Source organism: Pseudomonas putida (assembly GCF_009883635.2).
Lineage (GTDB): Bacteria > Pseudomonadota > Gammaproteobacteria > Pseudomonadales > Pseudomonadaceae > Aquipseudomonas > Aquipseudomonas putida_W.
Genome location: NZ_CP026115.2, coordinates 961865 through 981055, shown reverse-complemented (window position 1 = coordinate 981055; position 19191 = coordinate 961865). Strand labels below are relative to the sequence as shown.

The window sequence follows — 19191 nt, the reverse complement described above, 5'->3', positions numbered from 1 at the left end:
ATACGGCTGCAGGGCAATTGCGGGGTGCTGGGTATTCCAATGCTTACGCCCTATATCTGCCCCAGCAGCCAGCCACGAAAAGCCTTGAGCGACGGCAGCGCCTCATTTCGCGAAGGGTAGACAAGGTAATAGCTACGCTGGCTGGCAATGGCGCTGCCAGGGCTATACAGCTCGCCCTTGCTCAGTTCTTCATCAACCAGGATTCTTGGCACCAGGCCGATGCCGATCCCGGCCCGTACCGCCTGGATCAGGTGCGACGTCAATTCGAAACTTGGCCCCAGGCGCATAGCCCGATGCGGCAGGCCATGGTGCGAGAACCATTCGCCCCAGGCATGCGGGTTGTTGGCCACGTTGAGCAGCACCTCCTGGCTGATGCGCGTCGGGCCCCAGCCCTGGGGATCGGCGCCGGCCTCAGGTGGCAGGATCACCACTAGCTCTTCGGCATGCAGGCGATGGCAGATCAGCCCCGGCAAGTCGTGGCTAGCCACGCCGATGGCGGCGTCGATCTCGCTGGTGTCAAAGTTGATTGCTTCGATGCGTGAATGAATATGCACCAGCATGCCCGGGTGGGCGCTGTAGAACGCATGCAGGCGTGGCAGCAGCCACTTCGAGCCGAAGGTGGGCAGGGTGGCCAGGCGCAGGGTGCCGACCCCGGACTGGTAGGCAAGCGCCTGCAAGGTGGCGCTGCGGATGCGCCCCAGTGCCTCGCTCAACTCGCGCTGGTACAGCCGGCCGACGTCGGTCAGTTGCACCTGGCGGCCCTCGCGGCGGAACAGGGTCAGGCCCAGTTGCTGCTCCAGCGCCTGCACCTGGCGACTTACCGCGCTTTGGGTCAGCGACAGTTCGGCCGCGGCGCGGGTGTAGCTTTCATGACGGGCGGCGGCCTCGAAAGCCAGCAGCAGTGACATGGACGGTGTCAGGTGGCGGTAATTCATTCATAAAAGTCATTGATAGCGGCAGGATTATCCGTTTGCCCCTGAAGCGAAACTACAGGAACATTGGCCTATACGTCATCCCTGCATGAAGCGATGCATGCCGGAACGACAGGATTCCCGTGAATTAGCCCATATCAAGAGGCCATCCCCGATGATCGCCCAGCTGTCGACCCTTGCGCCGAGCGCCAACTACCCCGAATTCCTCGAAGCCCTGCGCAACAGTGGTTTCCGTGGCCAGATCAGCGCCGACTACGGCACCCGTACGGTGCTGGCCACCGACAACTCGATCTACCAGCGCTTGCCCCAGGCGGCGGTGTTCCCGCTGGACGCCGATGACGTGGCGCGCGTTGCCACGCTGATGGGCGAGCCGCGTTTCCAGCAGGTCAAGCTGACCCCGCGTGGTGGCGGCACCGGTACCAACGGCCAGTCGCTGACTGACGGTATCGTGGTCGACCTGTCGCGGCACATGAACCAGATCCTCGAAATCAACGTCGAGGAGCGCTGGGTGCGGGTCCAGGCCGGTACCGTCAAGGACCAGCTCAACGCCGCGCTCAAGCCTCACGGCCTGTTCTTCGCCCCTGAGCTGTCCACCTCCAACCGCGCCACCGTCGGCGGCATGATCAATACCGACGCCAGCGGCCAGGGCAGCTGCACCTACGGCAAGACCCGCGACCATGTACTGGAATTGCACAGCGTGCTGCTCGGCGGCGAGCGCCTGCACAGCCTGCCGATCGACGACGCCGCGCTGGAGCAGGCCTGCGCCGCGCCTGGCCGGGTTGGCGAGGTGTACCGCATGGCCCGGGAGATCCAGGAAGCCCAGGCCGATCTGATCGAAAGCACGTTCCCCAAGCTCAATCGCTGCCTGACCGGCTATGACCTCGCGCACCTGCGTGACGAACAAGGCCGTTTCAACCTGAACAGCGTACTGTGCGGTGCCGAGGGTTCGCTCGGCTATGTGGTCGAAGCCAAGCTCAATGTGCTGCCGATCCCGAAATACGCCGTGTTGGTCAACGTGCGCTACACCAGCTTCATGGACGCCCTGCGTGACGCCAACGCACTGATGGCGCTCAAGCCGCTGTCGATCGAAACGGTCGACTCCAAGGTGCTCATGCTGGCGATGAAGGACATTGTCTGGCACAGCGTGGCCGAATACTTCCCGGCCGACCCCGAGCGCCCGACCCTGGGCATCAACCTGGTGGAGTTCTGCGGCGACGAGCCGGCCGAGGTCAACGCCCGGGTCCAGGCGTTCATCGACCACCTGCAGAGCGACACCAGTGTCGAGCGCCTGGGCCACACCCTGGCCGAGGGCGCCGAGGCGGTGACCCGCGTCTACACCATGCGCAAGCGTTCGGTGGGCCTGCTCGGCAACGTAGAGGGCGAAGTGCGCCCGCAGCCGTTCGTGGAAGACACGGCCGTGCCGCCGGAGCAACTGGCCGACTACATCGCTGACTTCCGTGCGCTGCTCGATGGCTACGGCCTGGCCTACGGCATGTTCGGCCACGTCGATGCCGGCGTGCTGCACGTGCGCCCGGCACTGGACATGAAAGACCCGGCCCAGGCTGCGCTGGTCAAGCCGATTTCCGACGCCGTGGCGGCGCTGACCAAGAGCTACGGCGGCCTGCTGTGGGGTGAGCACGGCAAGGGCCTGCGTTCGGAATACGTGCCGGAGTACTTCGGTGAGCTGTACCCGGCGCTGCAGCGCCTGAAAGGCGCCTTCGACCCGCACAACCAGCTCAATCCGGGCAAGATCTGCACGCCGCCGGACAGCGCCGAGGGCCTGACCAAGGTCGACGGCGTGACCCTGCGTGGCGACCTCGACCGCACCATCGACGAGCGCGTGTGGCAAGACTTCCCCAGCGCCGTGCACTGCAACGGCAACGGCGCTTGCTACAACTACGACCCCAACGACGCCATGTGCCCGTCGTGGAAGGCCACCCGCGAACGCCAGCACTCGCCCAAGGGCCGTGCCTCGCTGATGCGCGAATGGCTGCGCCTGCAGGGCGAGGCCAACATCGACGTGCTGGCGGCGGCGCGCAACAAGGTCTCGTGGCTCAAGGGCCTGCCCGCGCGGCTGCGCAACAACCGCGCCCGCAACCAGGGCCAGGAAGACTTTTCCCATGAGGTGTACGACGCCATGGCCGGCTGCCTGGCGTGCAAGTCGTGCGCCGGGCAGTGCCCGATCAAGGTCAACGTGCCGGACTTCCGCTCGCGCTTCCTCGAGCTGTATCACGGCCGCTACCAGCGCCCGCTGCGTGACTACCTGATCGGCTCGCTGGAATTCACCATCCCGTACCTGGCCCATGCACCTGGCCTGTACAACGCGGTCATGGGTTCGAAGTGGGTCAGCAAGCTGCTGGCGGACAAGGTCGGCATGGTCGACAGCCCGTTGATCAGCCGCTTCAACTTCCAGTCGACCCTGACCCGCTGCCGTGTCGGCGTGGCCAGTGTGCCAGCCCTGCGCGAGCTGACCCCGGCCCAGCGCGAGCGTAGCATCGTGCTGGTGCAGGATGCCTTCACCCGCTACTTCGAGACGCCGCTGCTGGCCGCGTTCATCGAGTTGGCCCATCGCCTGGGCCACCGGGTGTTCCTGGCGCCCTACAGCGCCAACGGCAAGCCGCTGCACGTGCAGGGCTTCCTTGGTGCCTTCGCCAAGGCGGCGATCCGCAATGCGACCCAGCTCAAGGCCCTGGCTGACTGCGGCGTGCCGCTGGTGGGCCTGGACCCGGCGATGACCCTGGTCTACCGCCAGGAGTACCAGAAGGTGCCGGGCCTCGAAGGCTGCCCGCAGGTGCAGCTGCCGCAGGAGTGGCTGATGGATGTGTTGCCGGAGCAGGTGTCGACCGCGCCGGGCAACTTCCGCCTGATGGCGCACTGCACCGAGAAGACCAACGTGCCGGCCAGCACCAAGCAGTGGGAGCAGGTGTTTGCTCGCCTGGGGCTGAAACTGGTGACCGAGGCTACGGGCTGCTGTGGCATGTCGGGTACCTACGGACACGAGGCGCGCAACCAGGAGACTTCGCGGACCATCTTCGAGCAGTCGTGGGCGACCAAGCTGGACAAGGAAGGCGAGGCGCTAGCGACCGGTTACTCATGCCGCAGTCAGGTCAAGCGCATGACCGAGCGGCAGATGCGCCACCCGCTGGAAGTGGTGTTGCAGTACGCCAAGCGCTGACCTTCAGCGCCCCGGGGCTGCTCCGCAGCCCATTCGCGGGGCAAGCCCGCTCCCACAGGAATATCATTGCCCTCTGGCCCTGTGCTATCCCTGTGGGAGCGGGCTTGCCCGCGAAGAGGCCGGTACAGGCGCCCATTTATTCGGATTCTTTGCGCCGGCTACGAGCCTGCTTGTAAAGATAAAGACTCAACACCAGCCCACAACAAGCCGCCGCCGCCGCAAACAGAAACATCGAAGCAAACCCGAACCCCGATGCCACCGCACCCACCAGCGGCCCGGTAATCCCCAGCGACAGATCGATGAACAACGAGTACGCCCCCACCGCCGCCCCGCGGTTGGCCGCCGACACCTGGTTCACCGCTTCCACGCCCAGCGCCGGGAATACCAGCGAGAAGCCGAACCCGCTCAGCGCTGCCCCCGCCAATGCCATCTCGGCATTAGGCGCCATCCACAGCATCAGCAGCCCCAGTGTTTCCACCGTCAGGCAAACGATTGCCACCCTGAACCCACCAAGCCGGTTGATCAGGTTGCCGAACAGCAACCGCGCGCAGATGAAGCTGGCGCCGAACAGGCTCAGGGTCAGTGCCGCATTGGCCCAGCCGCGGCTGGCGTAATACAGGGTGATGAAGGTGGCGATGGTGCCGAACCCTATCGAGCCCAGCGCCAGCCCGGAGCCATGCGGGAACACCTTGCCCAGCACCTGCATGAACGGCAGGCGCTTGCCGCTGACCACAGGCGCTGCACGTTTCGGCCAGGCCAGCAGCAGGCCCAGGGCGCACAGCAGGATGATGCTCACGCCCATGCTCCACAGCCCCAGGCTCTTGACCATCAACACGCCCAATGGTGCGCCGATTGCCAGCGCGCCATAGCTGGCGATGCCGTTCCAGGAAATGACCTTGGCCGTGTGTTCGGCACCGACCCGGCCGATACCCCAGCCGATAGAGCCGGAACCCACCAGGCTTTCCGCACTACCCAGCACCAGGCGGCCGACCAGCAGGCAGCCCAGGCTGACCCACGGCAAGTCGGTGAGAAAGGCGCAGGCCAGCATGAACACGCCGCTCAGGCCGCAGCCGGCGAGGCCATACATGACCGCCTTCTTGCTGCCGAGGTTGTCGATGATGCGGCTGGCAGTAGGGCGGCTGAGCAAGGTGGCGAGGTACTGCACGCTGATCACCAGGCCGGCGATCACGGCGCTGAAGCCGAGGTCGTTGTGCACGTAGCCGGGCAACACGGCGAGGGGGATGCCGATGTTCAGGTAGCCGATGAAGGTGAAGAGGACGATGGAAACGACTTGCAGGGTGACCGCAAGAGGGCGCGGTGAGTCAGGCATGGGGGTCTTCGTGGCAGAGGTTCGTGACGGTGTGAAAACGTGATGACGGGGGTAGCCCGCAGGTCAGCCGTTTTCACACAGTCGGAGGGTTGCGCGGTTTATTCCTGGTCAGCGCTGGATTGATCGTCACCATCCTGATCGACGGCAGGCGTCGGTTCGGCGTGGACGGTAACGGATGGCTCTTCGGGGTTCAGGCTTGGGAAGGGAAGATTCGGGATTTCATGCATCTCGTCGTTCCTCGCAAGTGTGAGTGAAAAGTCTGCGCCAGGCGCGTTCGGAGCTTCGTAAAGCTGGGGCAGGATACACAAGTCTGGATGACAGTTTGTAAATTTTCCCGGTCGCTTGTCGGTTTTGCGGGCGGATACCGGACAGATTTCGGGTAGGCGCCGGGCAAAAAAACAGGGCCCTGAGGCCCTGTTCGTGGTGTTTACTTACGGCCTTCAGCCGTCTCGGCGACCTTGTCGGTGCGTGCGCACATGATGAAGTCATTGCGATGCAGCCCTTTGATCGAGTGGCTCCACCAGGTCACGGTGACCTTGCCCCATTCGGTCATCAGGCCAGGGTGGTGGCCTTCGGCTTCAGCGATTTCGCCCACAGCATTGGTGAATGCCAGGGCCTGCTTGAAGTTCTTGAACAGGAACACGCGCTCCAGTTCCATGTGGCCGTCGCGGACTTCGATGTTCCAGTCAGGGATCTCGCGGATCAGTACCGCCAGTTCCTCGTCGGTGACCTTGGGTGCGTCAGCGCGGCAGGCTTCGCAGTGGGCTTGGTTCAAGGCATTCATGGGTGTGTTTTCCGCTTCGAGTTGTTATCGGCAAGGCGCTCAGGCAGCGACCTTGGGTGGAAATTTCGGTGCGTGCAGCCCCAGCTGCATGGCTTGCTGGACCATGGCCATGATGTCTTCATGGGCCAGGTCGAACAGACGCTTCATGTTCGGCAGCACGAAGTACAGCGGCTGCAGGATGTCGATACGGTACGGCGTGCGCATGCACTCGATCGGGTCGAAGGCCTGGTGTTCAGGTTCGCCAGAAAGACTGTAGACGGTCTCTTTTGGCGAGGAGAGGATGCCGCCACCATAGATCTTGCGACCCTGCGCGGTTTCCATCAGGCCGAACTCGATGGTCATCCAGTACAGGCGCGCCAGGTACACGCGTTGTTCCTTGGTCGCGGCCAGGCCGAGCTTGCCGTACGTGTGGGTGAATTCAGCGAAGAACGGGTTGGTCAGCAGCGGGCAGTGGCCGAAGATCTCGTGGAAGATGTCCGGTTCCTGCAGGTAGTCCAGCTCTTCCGGGGTGCGGATGAAGGTGGCGACCGGGAAGCGCTTGCTGGCCAGCAGCTCGAAGAAGGTCTGGAAGGGGATCAGCGCCGGGACGCGGGCAACCTGCCAGCCGGTGGTGGCGCCCAGCACCTTGTTGACTTCACCGAGCTGCGGGATGCGGTCATGGGGCAGCTTGAGCTGGTCGATGCCGTCCAGGTATTCCTGGCACGCGCGGCCTTCGATGACTTTCAGCTGGCGGGTGATCAGGGTGTTCCATACCGCATGCTCTTGCTGCGGATAATCGATAAAACCGTGCGCATCGGGCTCGCGTGCCACGTATTGCGTCTGTTTCATGTGGCTCTCCTGGTGAGGGCTTTCTTGTTATGTCCACGACATGACTTAGGAATATCCCTTCACCAGACGATTTGCACGGGGGCAGGCCCTGCTGGCGGGTGCCCATTGAGCTGCCTTGCGTAACGATAATTTTACAAAATGCCAAGTATGCCGGAAAATCCGCGTCATCAAGCTGCGTTTTATTGGGTTTTTGTCAGCTTATCTTTACGACTTTTCCGTGCGAGGTTGAAAAACTTCGCCACTTCGAGAGCATTCATGCGTATCAAAGTGCACTGCCAGAACCGCATCGGAATCCTTCGCGACATCCTCAACCTGCTGGTGGAATACGGCATCAACGTGCTGCGCGGCGAGGTGGGTGGAGACCATGGCAACGCCATCTACCTGCACTGCCCGAACCTGATCAATCTGCAGTTCCAGGCATTGCGGCCCAAGTTCGAGTCGATTGCTGGCGTATTCGGGGTCAAGCGCGTCGGACTGATGCCCAGCGAGCGCCGGCACATGGAACTCAATGCGTTGCTCGGTGCGCTGGACTTCCCGGTGCTGTCGATCGACATGGGTGGCAGTATCGTCGCCGCCAACCGCACGGCGGCTCAGCTGCTCGGGGTGCGCGTCGACGAAGTGCCGGGCATGCCGCTGGCGCGCTATGTCGAGGATTTCGACTTGCCTGAGCTGGTACGTGCCAACAAGTCGCGCATCAATGGGCTGCGCATCAAGGTCAAGGGCGATGTGTTCCTGGCCGATATCGCGCCGTTGCAGTCCGAGCACGATGACAGCGAAGCCCTGGCCGGTGCCGTGTTGACCCTGCATCGCGCCGACCGCATCGGTGAGCGCATCTATAACGTGCGCAAGCAGGAGCTGCGCGGTTTCGACAGCATCTTCCAGAGTTCGCGGGTGATGGCGGCGGTGGTTCGTGAGGCGCGGCGTATGGCGCCGCTGGATGCGCCGTTGCTGATCGAAGGCGAGACCGGCACCGGCAAGGAATTGCTGGCCCGTGCTTGCCACCTGGCCAGCCCGCGTGGCCAGGCGCCGTTGATGGCGCTCAACTGTGCCGGCCTGCCGGAGTCGATGGCCGAAACCGAGTTGTTCGGTTATGGCCCCGGGGCATTCGAGGGAGCACGTGCCGAGGGCAAGCTGGGGCTGCTGGAGTTGACCGCCGGCGGTACCTTGTTCCTCGATGGCGTGGGGGAAATGAGCCCGCGCTTGCAGGTCAAGCTGCTGCGCTTCCTGCAGGATGGTTGCTTCCGCCGTGTCGGCAGCGACGAAGAGGTGTACCTGGATGTGCGGGTGATCTGTGCCACTCAGGTTGACCTTTCCGAGCTGTGCGCCCGTGGCGAGTTCCGCCAGGACCTGTATCACCGGCTCAACGTGCTGTCGCTGCACATTCCGCCGCTGCGCGAGTGCATGGATGGACTGGAAGGCCTGGTACAGCACTTTCTCGACCAGGCCAGCCGGCAGATCGGCTGTGCCATGCCGCGCCTGGCGCCGGCGGCCATGGACAAACTCAGCCAGTATCACTGGCCGGGTAACGTGCGGCAGCTGGAGAACGTGTTGTTCCAGGCGGTTTCGTTATGCGAGGGCGGGGTGGTGAAAGGGGAGCATATTCGTTTGCCGGATTATGGCGTGCGGCAACCGTTGGGCGAGTTTTCGCTGGACGGGGATCTGGCACAGATTGTCGGACGATTTGAAAAGGCCGTTCTGGAAAGTCTGATGGGCGAGTTTCCAAGTAGCCGGGCATTGGGTAAACGCCTGGGGGTTTCCCATACGACGATTGCCAACAAGTTGCGGGATTATTCCCTGGGCAAGTCGGCAGATTAAATAGCGGTTATTTAATGGCCCGTTAACTTTTACAGCGGCGTGGAAGTTGCGTGCGGGCAAAACGCGAACGGGGCCCACAAGGGCCCCGATTCAAGGTTTCAGCCGTTGGAGCAGCCGTTCCCCATCACGCGGTATTCGAGAATGTGCTTCTGGCCCTTGGAGTCCTCGTAGGTCATGCGGGCCGGCACGACTTCACACACGTTGGGCACTTCGCTCATGGAGATGACGCGGGCAATGTCCAGGTGCTGCGAGTAACTGTACTGTTCAACCGGGATCTGCTCGACATTGTTTGCTTCGCCGGCCATCGCCGCGCCGCAAAGACCGCCAAGTACCAATACCAGTAAAGCTTTCATTTTCATTTTACCTGTCTAAGGTCGTGAGGGGGCACGCCGCGCTTGTGGCGCCGCGAGTACTGCCAAAGTTCAACTATCAGAATGAGAGGGGGATTAACCGATTGCCTTCGTGGGGGCTGTTTCCAGTAGTTAATCGCCTTGCCGTTGCTGGCGAGGTGAATCTTATGCCTGGGCAACTAAGGGAAACAGATGGCGTTTTGATAAAGTTTTTTTGCCTTTTTCCAGAATCTGTAACAATCCCTCGGTATCTGCTATCGCCTTTTCCCCTGGCCGGGCCGGCAGCTGCGGGCTAGAGCCTTCCTCGCTGTTCACATGAAGATTTTCACGTCGCGCTACTACCATCGTCGTATGGTTTTTCCCGCTCTGGTACAGTTACAAACGATTCCATACAAAAACAACTATTACACCGAGGTAACACAGATGAGTGCGGCTCCACTGTATCCCGTTCGCCCCGAGGTTGCGGCCACTACCCTGACCGACGAGGCCACCTACAAGGCCATGTACCAGCAATCGGTGATCAACCCGGACGGCTTCTGGCGTGAGCAAGCCCAGCGTCTGGACTGGATCAAGCCGTTCACCAAGGTCAAGCAGACCTCGTTCGACGACCACCATGTCGATATCAAGTGGTTCGCCGACGGCACTCTGAACGTTTCCTCCAATTGCCTGGACCGCCACCTTGAAGAGCGTGGCGACCAGCTGGCAATCATCTGGGAAGGCGACGACCCTTCCGAACACCGCAACATCACCTACCGCGAGCTGCACGAGCAGGTCTGCAAGTTCGCCAACGCCCTGCGCGGCCAAGACGTGCACCGTGGCGATGTGGTGACCATCTACATGCCGATGATCCCCGAGGCCGTGGTGGCCATGCTGGCCTGCGCCCGCATCGGTGCGATCCACTCGGTGGTGTTCGGCGGCTTCTCGCCGGAGGCCCTGGCTGGCCGCATCATCGACTGCAAGTCCAAGGTGGTGATCACCGCCGACGAGGGCCTGCGTGGCGGCCGTCGTACTCCGCTCAAGGCCAACGTCGACCTGGCGCTGACCAACCCGGAAACCAGCAGCGTGCAGAAGATCATCGTGTGCAAGCGCACCGGTGGCGACATCGCCTGGCACCAGCACCGCGACATCTGGTTTGAAGACCTGATGAAAGTGGCCTCCAGCCACTGTGCACCGAAGGAAATGGGCGCCGAGGAACCGCTGTTCATCCTTTATACCTCTGGCTCCACCGGCAAGCCGAAGGGCGTGCTGCACACCACCGGGGGTTACCTGGTGTATGCCGCGCTGACCCATGAGCGCGTGTTCGACTACCGCCCGGGCGAAGTCTACTGGTGCACCGCCGACGTCGGCTGGGTCACCGGCCACAGCTACATCGTCTACGGCCCGCTGGCCAACGGCGCCACCACGCTGCTGTTCGAAGGCGTGCCGAACTACCCGGACATCACCCGGGTGTCGAAGATCGTCGACAAGCACAAGGTCAACATCCTCTACACCGCACCGACCGCCATCCGCGCCATGATGGCCGAAGGGCAGGCCGCCGTTGCCGGCGCCGACGGTTCCAGCCTGCGCCTGCTGGGTTCGGTGGGCGAACCGATCAACCCCGAGGCCTGGAACTGGTACTACAAGACCGTGGGTAAGGAGCGTTGCCCGATCGTCGACACCTGGTGGCAGACCGAGACCGGTGGCGTGCTGATCAGCCCGCTGCCGGGTGCCACGGCGCTCAAGCCGGGTTCGGCGACCCGGCCATTCTTCGGTGTGGTGCCGGCGCTGGTGGACAACCTGGGCAACCTGATCGAAGGGGCCGCCGAAGGCAACCTGGTGATCCTCGATTCCTGGCCAGGCCAGTCGCGTTCGCTGTACGGCGACCACGACCGCTTCGTCGACACCTACTTCAAGACCTTCCGTGGCATGTACTTCACCGGCGACGGCGCGCGCCGTGACGAGGATGGCTACTACTGGATCACCGGCCGCGTGGACGACGTGCTCAACGTGTCCGGCCACCGCATGGGTACCGCCGAGATCGAAAGTGCCATGGTCGCCCACGCCAAGGTAGCGGAGGCCGCAGTGGTCGGCGTGCCGCACGACATCAAGGGGCAAGGCATCTATGTCTACGTCACTCTCAATGCCGGTATCGAGCCGAGCGAGCAGCTGCGCCTGGAGCTGAAGAACTGGGTGCGCAAGGAGATCGGCCCGATTGCCTCGCCGGATGTGATCCAGTGGGCGCCAGGGCTGCCGAAGACCCGTTCGGGCAAGATCATGCGGCGTATCCTGCGCAAGATCGCCACCGCCGAATACGATGCCCTGGGTGACATCTCGACCCTGGCCGACCCGGGCGTGGTGCAGCACCTGATCGACACCCACAAGGCGATGAGCCTGGCTTCGGCCTGATAAGCCCGGGTTAACGAGTGTGCAAAACCCCGCCAAGGCAATCGGCGGGGTTTTTGCTTTACTGTTACCCGACAATCATCGGTAACTCTTCTGTCACCGTTTTCGCACAGGATCGGGGCACTCGGAAACAGATCTGAGCCGTTTCGGTGCGCTTGCGTGGGCATTTTCAGCAAGGTGAAACGCTGCACTTGCCGTATTGCAAGGGTTTGCCAATAATAGGCCCGGTAATTGCTTGGCTTACAGGTTATTTCTCTAGAGCTCTTGCATGATTTGCAAAAGCTGTCAACATCGCCCGCCGCGATTTCAAGCGCTTCTGTAAGTAGTTGTCGCTTTGAAGAAATATCGACTACCGGGCTGTCGTTAAAATGCCACTCACTCGCTCGTGGTCTGCGACCTTGGTCGAACCCTGCGCGGCTCGCGTTGTACCCATTCGCATATCGGGCAGCTGTTACCCCTGCCTCGTATTGCCCCGTACCGATGGAGTTACCTGATGAAGAAGCTCGCACTGCTTGGCGCCCTGGCGCTTTCCGTGTTTTCCCTGGTATCGCAGGCCGATGAAAAACCGTTGAAGATCGGCATCGAAGCCGCCTACCCACCGTTCGCCTTCAAGCAGCCGGACGGCAGCATCGCCGGTTTCGACTACGACATCGGCAACGCCCTGTGTGAAGAGATGAAGGCCAAGTGCACCTGGGTCGAGCAAGAGTTCGACGGCCTGATCCCGGCACTGAAAGTGCGCAAGATCGACGCCATCCTGTCGTCCATGTCGATCACCGATGATCGCAAGAAGTCGGTCGACTTCACCAAGCGCTACTACCTGACCCCGGCGCGCCTGGTCATGAAGGACGGCACCACCGTCAGCGACAGCCTCGACGAACTCAAGGGCAAGAAGATCGGCGTGCAGCGCGGCTCGATCCACGACCGCTTCGCCAAGGAAGTGCTGGCTCCGAAGGGCGCCACCGTAGTTCCATACGGCACCCAGAACGAAATCTACCTCGACGTTGCCGCCGGCCGCCTGGACGGTACCGTGGCCGACGCCACCCTGCTCGAAGACGGCTTCCTGAAAACCGATGCCGGCAAGGGCTTTGCCTTCGTCGGCCCATCGTTCACCGACGTGAAGTACTTCGGTGACGGCGTCGGTATCGCCGTGCGCAAGGGCGACGATGCCAACCGCGAGCGCATCAACAAGGCCATCGACGCCATTCGCGCCAACGGCAAGTACAAAGAAATCGAGAAGAAGTACTTCAACTTCGACATCTACGGTCCAGACTCGAACTAAGACGTCGGGTTTCACCTGTGCAATGGTGCAAACAGCAGAGGCTCTGAGGTTTGCACCATTTTTCATTCCCAAGCCCTGAGGAATCCCAATCATGTTGAAAGGCTATGGGGCAGTCATCCTCGACGGGGCGTGGCTGACGCTACAGCTCGCCCTGTCGTCGATGGCCCTGGCCATCGTCCTCGGCCTGATCGGCGTGGCGCTGCGTTTGTCGCCGGTGCGCTGGCTGGCCTGGCTGGGGGATCTGTATTCCACGGTGATCCGTGGCATCCCCGACCTGGTCCTGATCCTGCTGATCTTCTACGGCGGCCAGGACATCATCAACCGGGTGGCACCGCTGCTCGGCTATGACGATTACATCGACCTGAATCCGCTGGTAGCCGGTATCGGCACGCTGGGCTTCATTTTCGGTGCGTACCTGTCGGAAACCTTCCGTGGTGCGTTCCTCGGTATCCCCAAGGGCCAGGCCGAAGCCGGCGTGGCCTATGGCATGAGCGCGCGCCAGGTGTTCTTCCGCATCCAGGTGCCGCAGATGATCCGCCTGGCCATCCCGGGCTTCACCAACAACTGGCTGGTGTTGACCAAGGCCACGGCGCTGATTTCGGTGGTCGGCCTGCAGGACATGATGTTCAAGGCCAAGCAGGCGGCCGACGCCACCCGCGAGCCTTTCACCTTCTTCCTGGCCGTGGCCGCGCTGTACCTGGTGATCACCAGTATTTCGCTGCTGGCGCTGAAGTATCTGGAGCGCCGCTACTCGGTAGGCGTCAAGGTGGCTGAACTATGATTTTCGACTACAACGTCGTCTGGGAAGCCATGCCGCTGTACCTCGGCGGCCTGCTGACCACCCTCAAGCTGCTGGCGCTGTCGCTGCTGTTTGGCCTGGTGGCGGCGATTCCGCTGGGCCTGATGCGCGTCTCCAAGCAGCCGCTGGTGAACATGGGCGCCTGGCTGTACACCTACGTGATTCGTGGCACGCCGATGCTGGTGCAGCTGTTCCTGATCTACTACGGCCTGGCCCAGTTCGAGGCGGTGCGCGAGAGCATCTTCTGGCCGTGGTTGTCCAGCGCTACCTTCTGCGCCTGCCTGGCCTTCGCCATCAATACCAGCGCCTACACCGCAGAAATCATCGCCGGCAGCCTCAAGGCCACGCCCCATGGCGAGATCGAAGCGGCCAAGGCCATGGGCATGTCGCGCATGAAGATGTACCGCCGCATCCTGCTGCCATCGGCCCTGCGCCGGGCGCTGCCGCAGTACAGCAACGAAGTGATCATGATGCTGCAGACCACCAGCCTGGCGTCGATCGTCACCCTGATCGACATCACTGGCGCCGCGCGCACGGTCAATGCCCAGTACTACCTGCCTTTCGAGGCCTACATCACGGCGGGCGTGTTCTACCTGTGCCTGACCTTCATCCTCGTGCGCCTGTTCAAGATGGCCGAACGCCGCTGGCTCGGCTACCTGGCGCCGCGCAAGCACTGAACGCTCTGTGAGAACCGACAGCATGTACAAACTCGAAGTCCAAGACCTGCACAAGCGCTACGGCAGCCATGAAGTGCTCAAGGGCGTGTCCCTGGCGGCCAAGGCAGGCGATGTGATCAGCATCATCGGCTCCAGCGGTTCTGGCAAGTCGACCTTCCTGCGCTGCATCAACCTGCTCGAGCAGCCCCATGCAGGCAAGATCCTGCTCAACAACGAAGAACTCAAGCTGGTAGCTGGCAAGGATGGCGCGCTCAAGGCTTCCGACCCGCGCCAGCTGCAGCGCATGCGCTCGCGCCTGTCGATGGTGTTCCAGCATTTCAACCTGTGGTCGCACATGACTGCACTGGAGAACATCATCGAAGCCCCGGTGCACGTGCTGGGGATGAACAAGAAGGAAGCCCTGGAGAAGGCCGAGCACTACCTGGCCAAGGTTGGTGTGGCGCACCGCAAGGATGCTTTCCCGGGCCACATGTCCGGTGGCGAGCAACAACGTGTGGCAATTGCCCGGGCCCTGGCCATGGAGCCAGAGGTTATGCTCTTCGACGAACCGACTTCGGCACTCGACCCCGAGCTGGTAGGGGATGTGCTCAAGGTCATGCAGGCACTGGCCCAGGAAGGCCGCACCATGGTGGTGGTGACTCACGAAATGGGCTTTGCCCGCGAAGTGTCGAACCAGCTGGTGTTCCTGCACAAAGGCCTGGTCGAAGAAACCGGTTGCCCGCGTGAAGTGCTGGCCAACCCGCAATCGGAGCGCCTCAAGCAGTTCCTCTCCGGCAGCTTGAAGTAAAACGCTGCACCTTTGCACCAGAATAGGGCATGCTGCGCAGCGAGCGCAGCCTGACCCGGCGCCACAGACTCGAACGAACCCAGGTTTCGGACCGTACCCTATGACCACCCAGCGAATCGGTTTTCTCATCTGGCCAAGCACCAAGCCTTTGACCCTGGCGCTGGCGGAGGAAGTGTTGCAGGTGGCCCAGCGGGTGCATCCGGAGGTGGTCTACGAGATCGCCTTCCTCCAGGCAGAGCCTGCCGAGGAGGGCGCCTGGCGCCTGCCGGGCGAGCCGTGGAACGGGCGCCTGGAAGGATGCCACAAGCTGTTCCTGCTGGCCGACGACCTGCCCCAGGCGGTGGGCTCGGCGCTGTCGACGGCGCTAAAGCAGCTGGCGCGCAGTGGTTGCATGATCGGTGGCCTGTCCGCCGGGGTGTACCCGCTGGCCATGCTCGGGCTGCTCGACGGTTATCGTGCTGCGGTGCACTGGCGGTGGCAGGATGACTTTGCCGAGCGTTTCCCCAAGGTGATCGCCACCAGTCACTTGTTCGACTGGGACCGTGATCGCCTGACCGCCTGTGGTGGCATGGCCGTGACCGACCTGCTGCTGGCGGTGCTGGCCCGCGATCATGGGGCCGAACTGGCGGGGGCGGTATCCGAGGAACTGGTGGTCGAGCGCATCCGCGAAGGTGGCGAGCGCCAGCGCATCCCGCTGCAGAACCGCCTTGGCTCGAGTCATCCGAAGCTGACCCAGGCCGTGCTGTTGATGGAAGCGAACATCGAAGAGCCGCTGACCACTGACGAAATCGCCCAGCATGTCTGCGTGTCGCGCCGGCAGCTGGAGCGGATCTTCAAGCAGTACCTGAACCGCGTGCCGAGCCAGTACTACCTGGAGCTGCGGCTGAACAAGGCGCGGCAGATGCTGATGCAGACCAGCAAGTCGATCATCCAGATCGGCTTGTCCTGTGGCTTCTCCTCGGGGCCGCATTTCTCCAGCGCCTATCGCAATTTCTTCGGCGCCACGCCGCGGGAAGACCGTAACCAGCGGCGCAGCAGCAGTCCGTTCGAACTGAGCTCGGCACCGGCCGAAAAGGGCTGAGGTTTTGGTGGGGCCTGGGGTGCATGCCTTGGGTTTGATGGTGGTGCCGAAATCGAGCGCCGCCCGCGCGGCGCATCGCGAGCTAGCGCTCGCTCCTACGTTTATTTTTGGCCAGTAACGCCTGTGGCAGGCGTGCGCGACCGACTTGTTGGTACGACAATATAACGAGACGGGCGCCAAGGCGTTCGCGCGCAAATCCCACAGGAATAACTGGCCCGAAACAAACGTAGGAGCGAGCGCTAGCTCGCGATGCGCCGCGCGGGCGGCGCTCGATTTCCGCCACAACACAACAACAACGGCGTGCACCCGCTGCTCCGCCCCGAATTGCCTGTGCACACCCGTTCACCCAGCTCCCTCTCTCCCGTACACTGCGCGATTGCGACAGTGTTTGTCGCATTGCCGAAAGCCTTGGTAAAACTGGGTTTTGCGCTGTAACAAGTTGTCGCTTGGCCGCAAGGACAGGCGCGGATCAGTCCTTACAATCCCCCCATCGCTCGCCACTTCCAGGCCAGCGTTCCTCTTCAGGAGACTCAGATGTCCGTTGAGCAAGCCCCGGTGCAACGTGCCGATTTCGACCAGGTCATGGTTCCCAACTATTCTCCGGCGGCCTTTATTCCTGTGCGAGGCGAGGGTTCCCGCGTCTGGGACCAGTCGGGTCGCGAGCTCATCGACTTTGCCGGCGGCATCGCGGTGAACGCCCTGGGCCACTGCCACCCGGCACTGGTCAAGGCCCTGACCGAACAGGCCAACACCCTCTGGCACGTCTCCAACGTCTTCACCAATGAGCCGGCCCTGCGCCTGGCGCACAAGCTGGTCGACGCCACCTTCGCCGACCGTGCGTTCTTCTGCAACTCCGGCGCCGAGTCGAACGAGGCCGCCTTCAAGCTGGCCCGCCGCGTCGCCCACGACCGCTTCGGCCCTGAGAAGCACGAGATCATCGCGACCGTGAACAGCTTCCACGGCCGCACCCTGTTCACCGTCAGCGTCGGTGGCCAGCCAAAGTACTCCGACGGCTTCGGCCCGAAGATCACCGGCATCAGCCACGTGCCGTACAACGACCTGGAAGCCCTGAAGGCACAGATTTCCGACAAGACCTGCGCCGTGGTGATCGAGCCGATCCAGGGTGAAAGCGGTGTGGTGCCGGCCGACAAGGCCTACCTGGAAGGCGCGCGCAAGCTGTGCGACGAGCACAACGCCCTGCTGATCTTCGACGAAGTGCAGACCGGCGTCGGCCGCACCGGCTCCCTGTATGCCTACCAGCACTACGGTGTGACCCCGGACATCCTGACCAGCGCCAAGAGCCTGGGCGGCGGTTTCCCGATCGGCGCCATGCTGACCACCACCGACATCGCCAAGCACCTGGCCGTCGGTACCCACGGCACCACCTACGGCGGCAACCCGCTGGGCTGTGCCGTCGCCTGTGCCGTGCTGGATGTGGTCAACACCCCGGAAACCCTGGCTGGCATCAAGGCCAAGCACGAGCGTTTCAAGTCCCGCCTGGAGAAGATCGGCCAGCAGTACGGCCTGTTCAGCCAGGTGCGTGGCGTCGGCCTGCTGATCGGCTGCGTGCTGACCGAAGCCTGGCAGGGCAAGGCCAAGGACGTGCTCAACGCCGCTGAAAAACAAGGTGTGATGGTGCTGCAGGCAGGCCCTGACGTGGTCCGCTTCGCCCCAAGCCTGGTGGTCGAAGATGCCGACATCGACGAAGGCCTGGACCGCTTCGAGCGCGCTGTGGCGCAACTGACCAAGGGCTGATCGGCCTGCGGTCCGTTCACCGACCCGGGCGCTTCGCGGCGCCGGGGCGGTGAACCCCGAATTCCAGTGCGGGTGCTGATGCGCCCGCCGTTTTCCCGTGCCGTCCTGAATGGCCCGTTTTTCCAAAGGAGTGACACCATGCTGGTGATGCGCCCCGCGCAAATGGCTGATCTGAACGAAGTGCAGCGCATGGCTGCCGACAGCCCCGTTGGTGTCACCTCGCTGCCGGACGATGCCGCCCGCCTGGGCGACAAGATTGCCGCCTCGGAAACCTCCTTCGCCGCTGAAGTGAGCTTCAACGGTGAAGAGAGCTACTTCTTCGTGCTCGAGGACAGTGAGACCGGCCAGCTTGCCGGCTGCTCGGCCATTGTCGCCTCGGCCGGCTACTCCGAGCCGTTCTACAGCTTCCGCAACGAGACCTTCGTGCACGCTTCACGCGAGCTGAAGATCCACAACAAGATCCATGTTCTGTCGCTCTGCCACGACCTCACCGGCAACAGCCTGCTGACCAGCTTCTATGTGCTGCCGGAACTGGTGAACAGCGGCTGGGCCGAGCTCAACTCCCGTGGCCGTCTGCTGTTCATGGCCTCGCACCCGGAGCGCTTCGCCGATTCGGTGGTCACCGAAATCGTCGGCTACAGCGACGAGCAGGGCGAATCGCCGTTCTGGGACGCCATCGGCCGTAACTTCTTCGACCTCAACTACGCCCACGCCGAGCGCCTGTGCGGCCTGAAGAGCCGCACCTTCCTCGCCGAGCTGATGCCGCATTACCCGATCTACGTGCCGCTGCTGCCCGATGAAGCGCAGGAAGCCATGGGCCAGGTGCACCCGCGGGCGCAGATCACCTTCGACATCCTCATGCGCGAAGGCTTCGAGACCGAGCACTACATCGACATCTTCGACGGTGGCCCGACCCTGCATGCGCGTGCCTCGGGCATCCGCTCGATTGCCCAGAGCCGCGTGGTGCCGGTCAAGGTGGACGACGCCCCGGTCAAGGGCGGGCGCCCTTACCTGGTGTGCAACGGCCAGTTGCAGGACTACCGCGCAGTGCTGCTGGAGCTGGACTGGGTGCCGGGCAAACCGGTCAGCCTGAGTAGTCAGGCGGCCGAGGCCCTGGGGGTCGGCGAAGGTGCCAGCGTGCGCCTGGTCGCGGCCTGAGCCGCGGCGCGCAAGCCGGAACAATGAGTTTCGCGGCAGGCACTGGCCACCGCACAAGG

Annotated in this window: 16 protein-coding genes; 10 read left to right on the top strand and 6 right to left on the bottom strand. The window is 62.9% G+C overall.

Annotation, left to right across the window (positions count from 1 at the left end; translation table 11 throughout):
• Window positions 1-50 precede the first annotated feature (50 nt).
• Window positions 51-935, bottom strand: coding sequence for a LysR substrate-binding domain-containing protein (locus C2H86_RS04400; protein WP_159411579.1), 885 nt, complete (start codon window positions 933-935; stop codon window positions 51-53).
• A gap of 151 nt (window positions 936-1086) precedes the next feature.
• Here C2H86_RS04400 and ydiJ point away from each other — a divergent pair, with 151 nt between their 5' ends.
• Window positions 1087-4107 (top strand): D-2-hydroxyglutarate dehydrogenase YdiJ, encoded by a 3021-nt coding sequence (ydiJ, locus tag C2H86_RS04395; protein ID WP_159411578.1) that lies wholly within the window; start codon window positions 1087-1089, stop codon window positions 4105-4107.
• A 136-nt stretch (window positions 4108-4243) separates the two neighbouring features.
• Here the strand turns inward: ydiJ and C2H86_RS04390 are convergent, their stop codons facing one another.
• The 4 genes from C2H86_RS04390 to phhA all read right to left on the bottom strand — a co-directional run bounded on the left by C2H86_RS04390 (window position 4244) and on the right by phhA (window position 7049).
• Complete coding sequence (locus C2H86_RS04390) at window positions 4244-5437, bottom strand: MFS transporter (protein ID WP_159411577.1); 1194 nt, start codon at window positions 5435-5437, stop codon at window positions 4244-4246.
• Window positions 5438-5535: 98 nt separating this feature from the next.
• On the bottom strand, window positions 5536-5664 hold the full coding sequence (locus tag C2H86_RS28535; protein WP_256587427.1) for a hypothetical protein: 129 nt from the start codon (window positions 5662-5664) through the stop codon (window positions 5536-5538).
• 200 nt (window positions 5665-5864) lie between these two features.
• On the bottom strand, window positions 5865-6221 hold the full coding sequence (locus tag C2H86_RS04385) for a 4a-hydroxytetrahydrobiopterin dehydratase (RefSeq protein ID WP_159411576.1): 357 nt from the start codon (window positions 6219-6221) through the stop codon (window positions 5865-5867).
• 39 nt (window positions 6222-6260) lie between these two features.
• Complete coding sequence (gene phhA / locus C2H86_RS04380; RefSeq protein ID WP_110636292.1) at window positions 6261-7049, bottom strand: phenylalanine 4-monooxygenase; 789 nt, start codon at window positions 7047-7049, stop codon at window positions 6261-6263.
• A 255-nt stretch (window positions 7050-7304) separates the two neighbouring features.
• Here phhA and C2H86_RS04375 point away from each other — a divergent pair, with 255 nt between their 5' ends.
• A complete protein-coding gene (locus C2H86_RS04375; RefSeq protein WP_103446422.1) occupies window positions 7305-8864 on the top strand; it encodes a sigma-54-dependent transcriptional regulator in 1560 nt (519 codons plus the stop codon).
• Between the two features lie 98 nt (window positions 8865-8962).
• Here C2H86_RS04375 and C2H86_RS04370 read toward each other — a convergent pair whose 3' ends face one another.
• Window positions 8963-9217 carry a DUF2790 domain-containing protein gene (locus tag C2H86_RS04370; RefSeq protein WP_085675843.1) on the bottom strand — a complete coding sequence of 85 codons (255 nt, stop codon included), beginning with the start codon at window positions 9215-9217 and terminating at the stop codon, window positions 8963-8965.
• A gap of 420 nt (window positions 9218-9637) precedes the next feature.
• Here C2H86_RS04370 and acs point away from each other — a divergent pair, with 420 nt between their 5' ends.
• The 8 genes from acs (at window position 9638) to aruF (ending at window position 19132) form a co-directional block, all read left to right on the top strand.
• Complete coding sequence (gene acs, locus C2H86_RS04365) at window positions 9638-11599, top strand: acetate--CoA ligase (protein ID WP_110636298.1); 1962 nt, start codon at window positions 9638-9640, stop codon at window positions 11597-11599.
• Window positions 11600-12089: 490 nt separating this feature from the next.
• Window positions 12090-12875 carry an ABC transporter substrate-binding protein gene (locus C2H86_RS04360; RefSeq protein WP_103446424.1) on the top strand — a complete coding sequence of 262 codons (786 nt, stop codon included), beginning with the start codon at window positions 12090-12092 and terminating at the stop codon, window positions 12873-12875.
• 91 nt (window positions 12876-12966) lie between these two features.
• Window positions 12967-13656: an ABC transporter permease gene (locus tag C2H86_RS04355; RefSeq protein ID WP_027921088.1), complete on the top strand. Its 690-nt coding sequence runs from the start codon at window positions 12967-12969 to the stop codon at window positions 13654-13656.
• Window positions 13653-14351 (top strand): ABC transporter permease, encoded by a 699-nt coding sequence (locus tag C2H86_RS04350; protein ID WP_159411575.1) that lies wholly within the window; start codon window positions 13653-13655, stop codon window positions 14349-14351. The genes C2H86_RS04355 and C2H86_RS04350 overlap by 4 nt, the downstream gene beginning before the upstream one ends.
• Window positions 14352-14373: 22 nt before the next feature.
• Window positions 14374-15138 (top strand): ABC transporter ATP-binding protein, encoded by a 765-nt coding sequence (locus C2H86_RS04345; RefSeq protein ID WP_159411574.1) that lies wholly within the window; start codon window positions 14374-14376, stop codon window positions 15136-15138.
• A gap of 100 nt (window positions 15139-15238) precedes the next feature.
• Window positions 15239-16219 carry a transcriptional regulator ArgR gene (gene argR, locus C2H86_RS04340; protein ID WP_159411573.1) on the top strand — a complete coding sequence of 327 codons (981 nt, stop codon included), beginning with the start codon at window positions 15239-15241 and terminating at the stop codon, window positions 16217-16219.
• 534 nt (window positions 16220-16753) lie between these two features.
• On the top strand, window positions 16754-17974 hold the full coding sequence (locus tag C2H86_RS04335) for an aspartate aminotransferase family protein (protein ID WP_103446427.1): 1221 nt from the start codon (window positions 16754-16756) through the stop codon (window positions 17972-17974).
• 138 nt (window positions 17975-18112) lie between these two features.
• Entirely contained in the window at window positions 18113-19132 is a 1020-nt protein-coding gene (aruF, locus tag C2H86_RS04330; protein ID WP_159411572.1) for an arginine/ornithine succinyltransferase subunit alpha, read from the top strand.
• Window positions 19133-19191 lie beyond the last annotated feature (59 nt).

What these genes read in the sequence shown, in the direction of transcription:
- C2H86_RS04335 (WP_103446427.1), top strand. Translation starts at nt 16,754, where the DNA reads ATGTCCGTTGAGCAAGCCCCGGTGCAACGTGCCGATTTCGACCAGGTC.
- acs (WP_110636298.1), top strand. Translation starts at nt 9,638, where the DNA reads ATGAGTGCGGCTCCACTGTATCCCGTTCGCCCCGAGGTTGCGGCCACT.
- C2H86_RS04400 (WP_159411579.1), bottom strand. Translation starts at nt 935, where the DNA reads ATGAATTACCGCCACCTGACACCGTCCATGTCACTGCTGCTGGCTTTC.
- C2H86_RS04355 (WP_027921088.1), top strand. Translation starts at nt 12,967, where the DNA reads ATGTTGAAAGGCTATGGGGCAGTCATCCTCGACGGGGCGTGGCTGACG.
- aruF (WP_159411572.1), top strand. Translation starts at nt 18,113, where the DNA reads ATGCTGGTGATGCGCCCCGCGCAAATGGCTGATCTGAACGAAGTGCAG.
- C2H86_RS28535 (WP_256587427.1), bottom strand. Translation starts at nt 5,664, where the DNA reads ATGCATGAAATCCCGAATCTTCCCTTCCCAAGCCTGAACCCCGAAGAG.
- C2H86_RS04390 (WP_159411577.1), bottom strand. Translation starts at nt 5,437, where the DNA reads ATGCCTGACTCACCGCGCCCTCTTGCGGTCACCCTGCAAGTCGTTTCC.
- C2H86_RS04370 (WP_085675843.1), bottom strand. Translation starts at nt 9,217, where the DNA reads ATGAAAGCTTTACTGGTATTGGTACTTGGCGGTCTTTGCGGCGCGGCG.
- C2H86_RS04360 (WP_103446424.1), top strand. Translation starts at nt 12,090, where the DNA reads ATGAAGAAGCTCGCACTGCTTGGCGCCCTGGCGCTTTCCGTGTTTTCC.
- phhA (WP_110636292.1), bottom strand. Translation starts at nt 7,049, where the DNA reads ATGAAACAGACGCAATACGTGGCACGCGAGCCCGATGCGCACGGTTTT.
- C2H86_RS04385 (WP_159411576.1), bottom strand. Translation starts at nt 6,221, where the DNA reads ATGAATGCCTTGAACCAAGCCCACTGCGAAGCCTGCCGCGCTGACGCA.
- ydiJ (WP_159411578.1), top strand. Translation starts at nt 1,087, where the DNA reads ATGATCGCCCAGCTGTCGACCCTTGCGCCGAGCGCCAACTACCCCGAA.
- C2H86_RS04375 (WP_103446422.1), top strand. Translation starts at nt 7,305, where the DNA reads ATGCGTATCAAAGTGCACTGCCAGAACCGCATCGGAATCCTTCGCGAC.
- argR (WP_159411573.1), top strand. Translation starts at nt 15,239, where the DNA reads ATGACCACCCAGCGAATCGGTTTTCTCATCTGGCCAAGCACCAAGCCT.
- C2H86_RS04350 (WP_159411575.1), top strand. Translation starts at nt 13,653, where the DNA reads ATGATTTTCGACTACAACGTCGTCTGGGAAGCCATGCCGCTGTACCTC.
- C2H86_RS04345 (WP_159411574.1), top strand. Translation starts at nt 14,374, where the DNA reads ATGTACAAACTCGAAGTCCAAGACCTGCACAAGCGCTACGGCAGCCAT.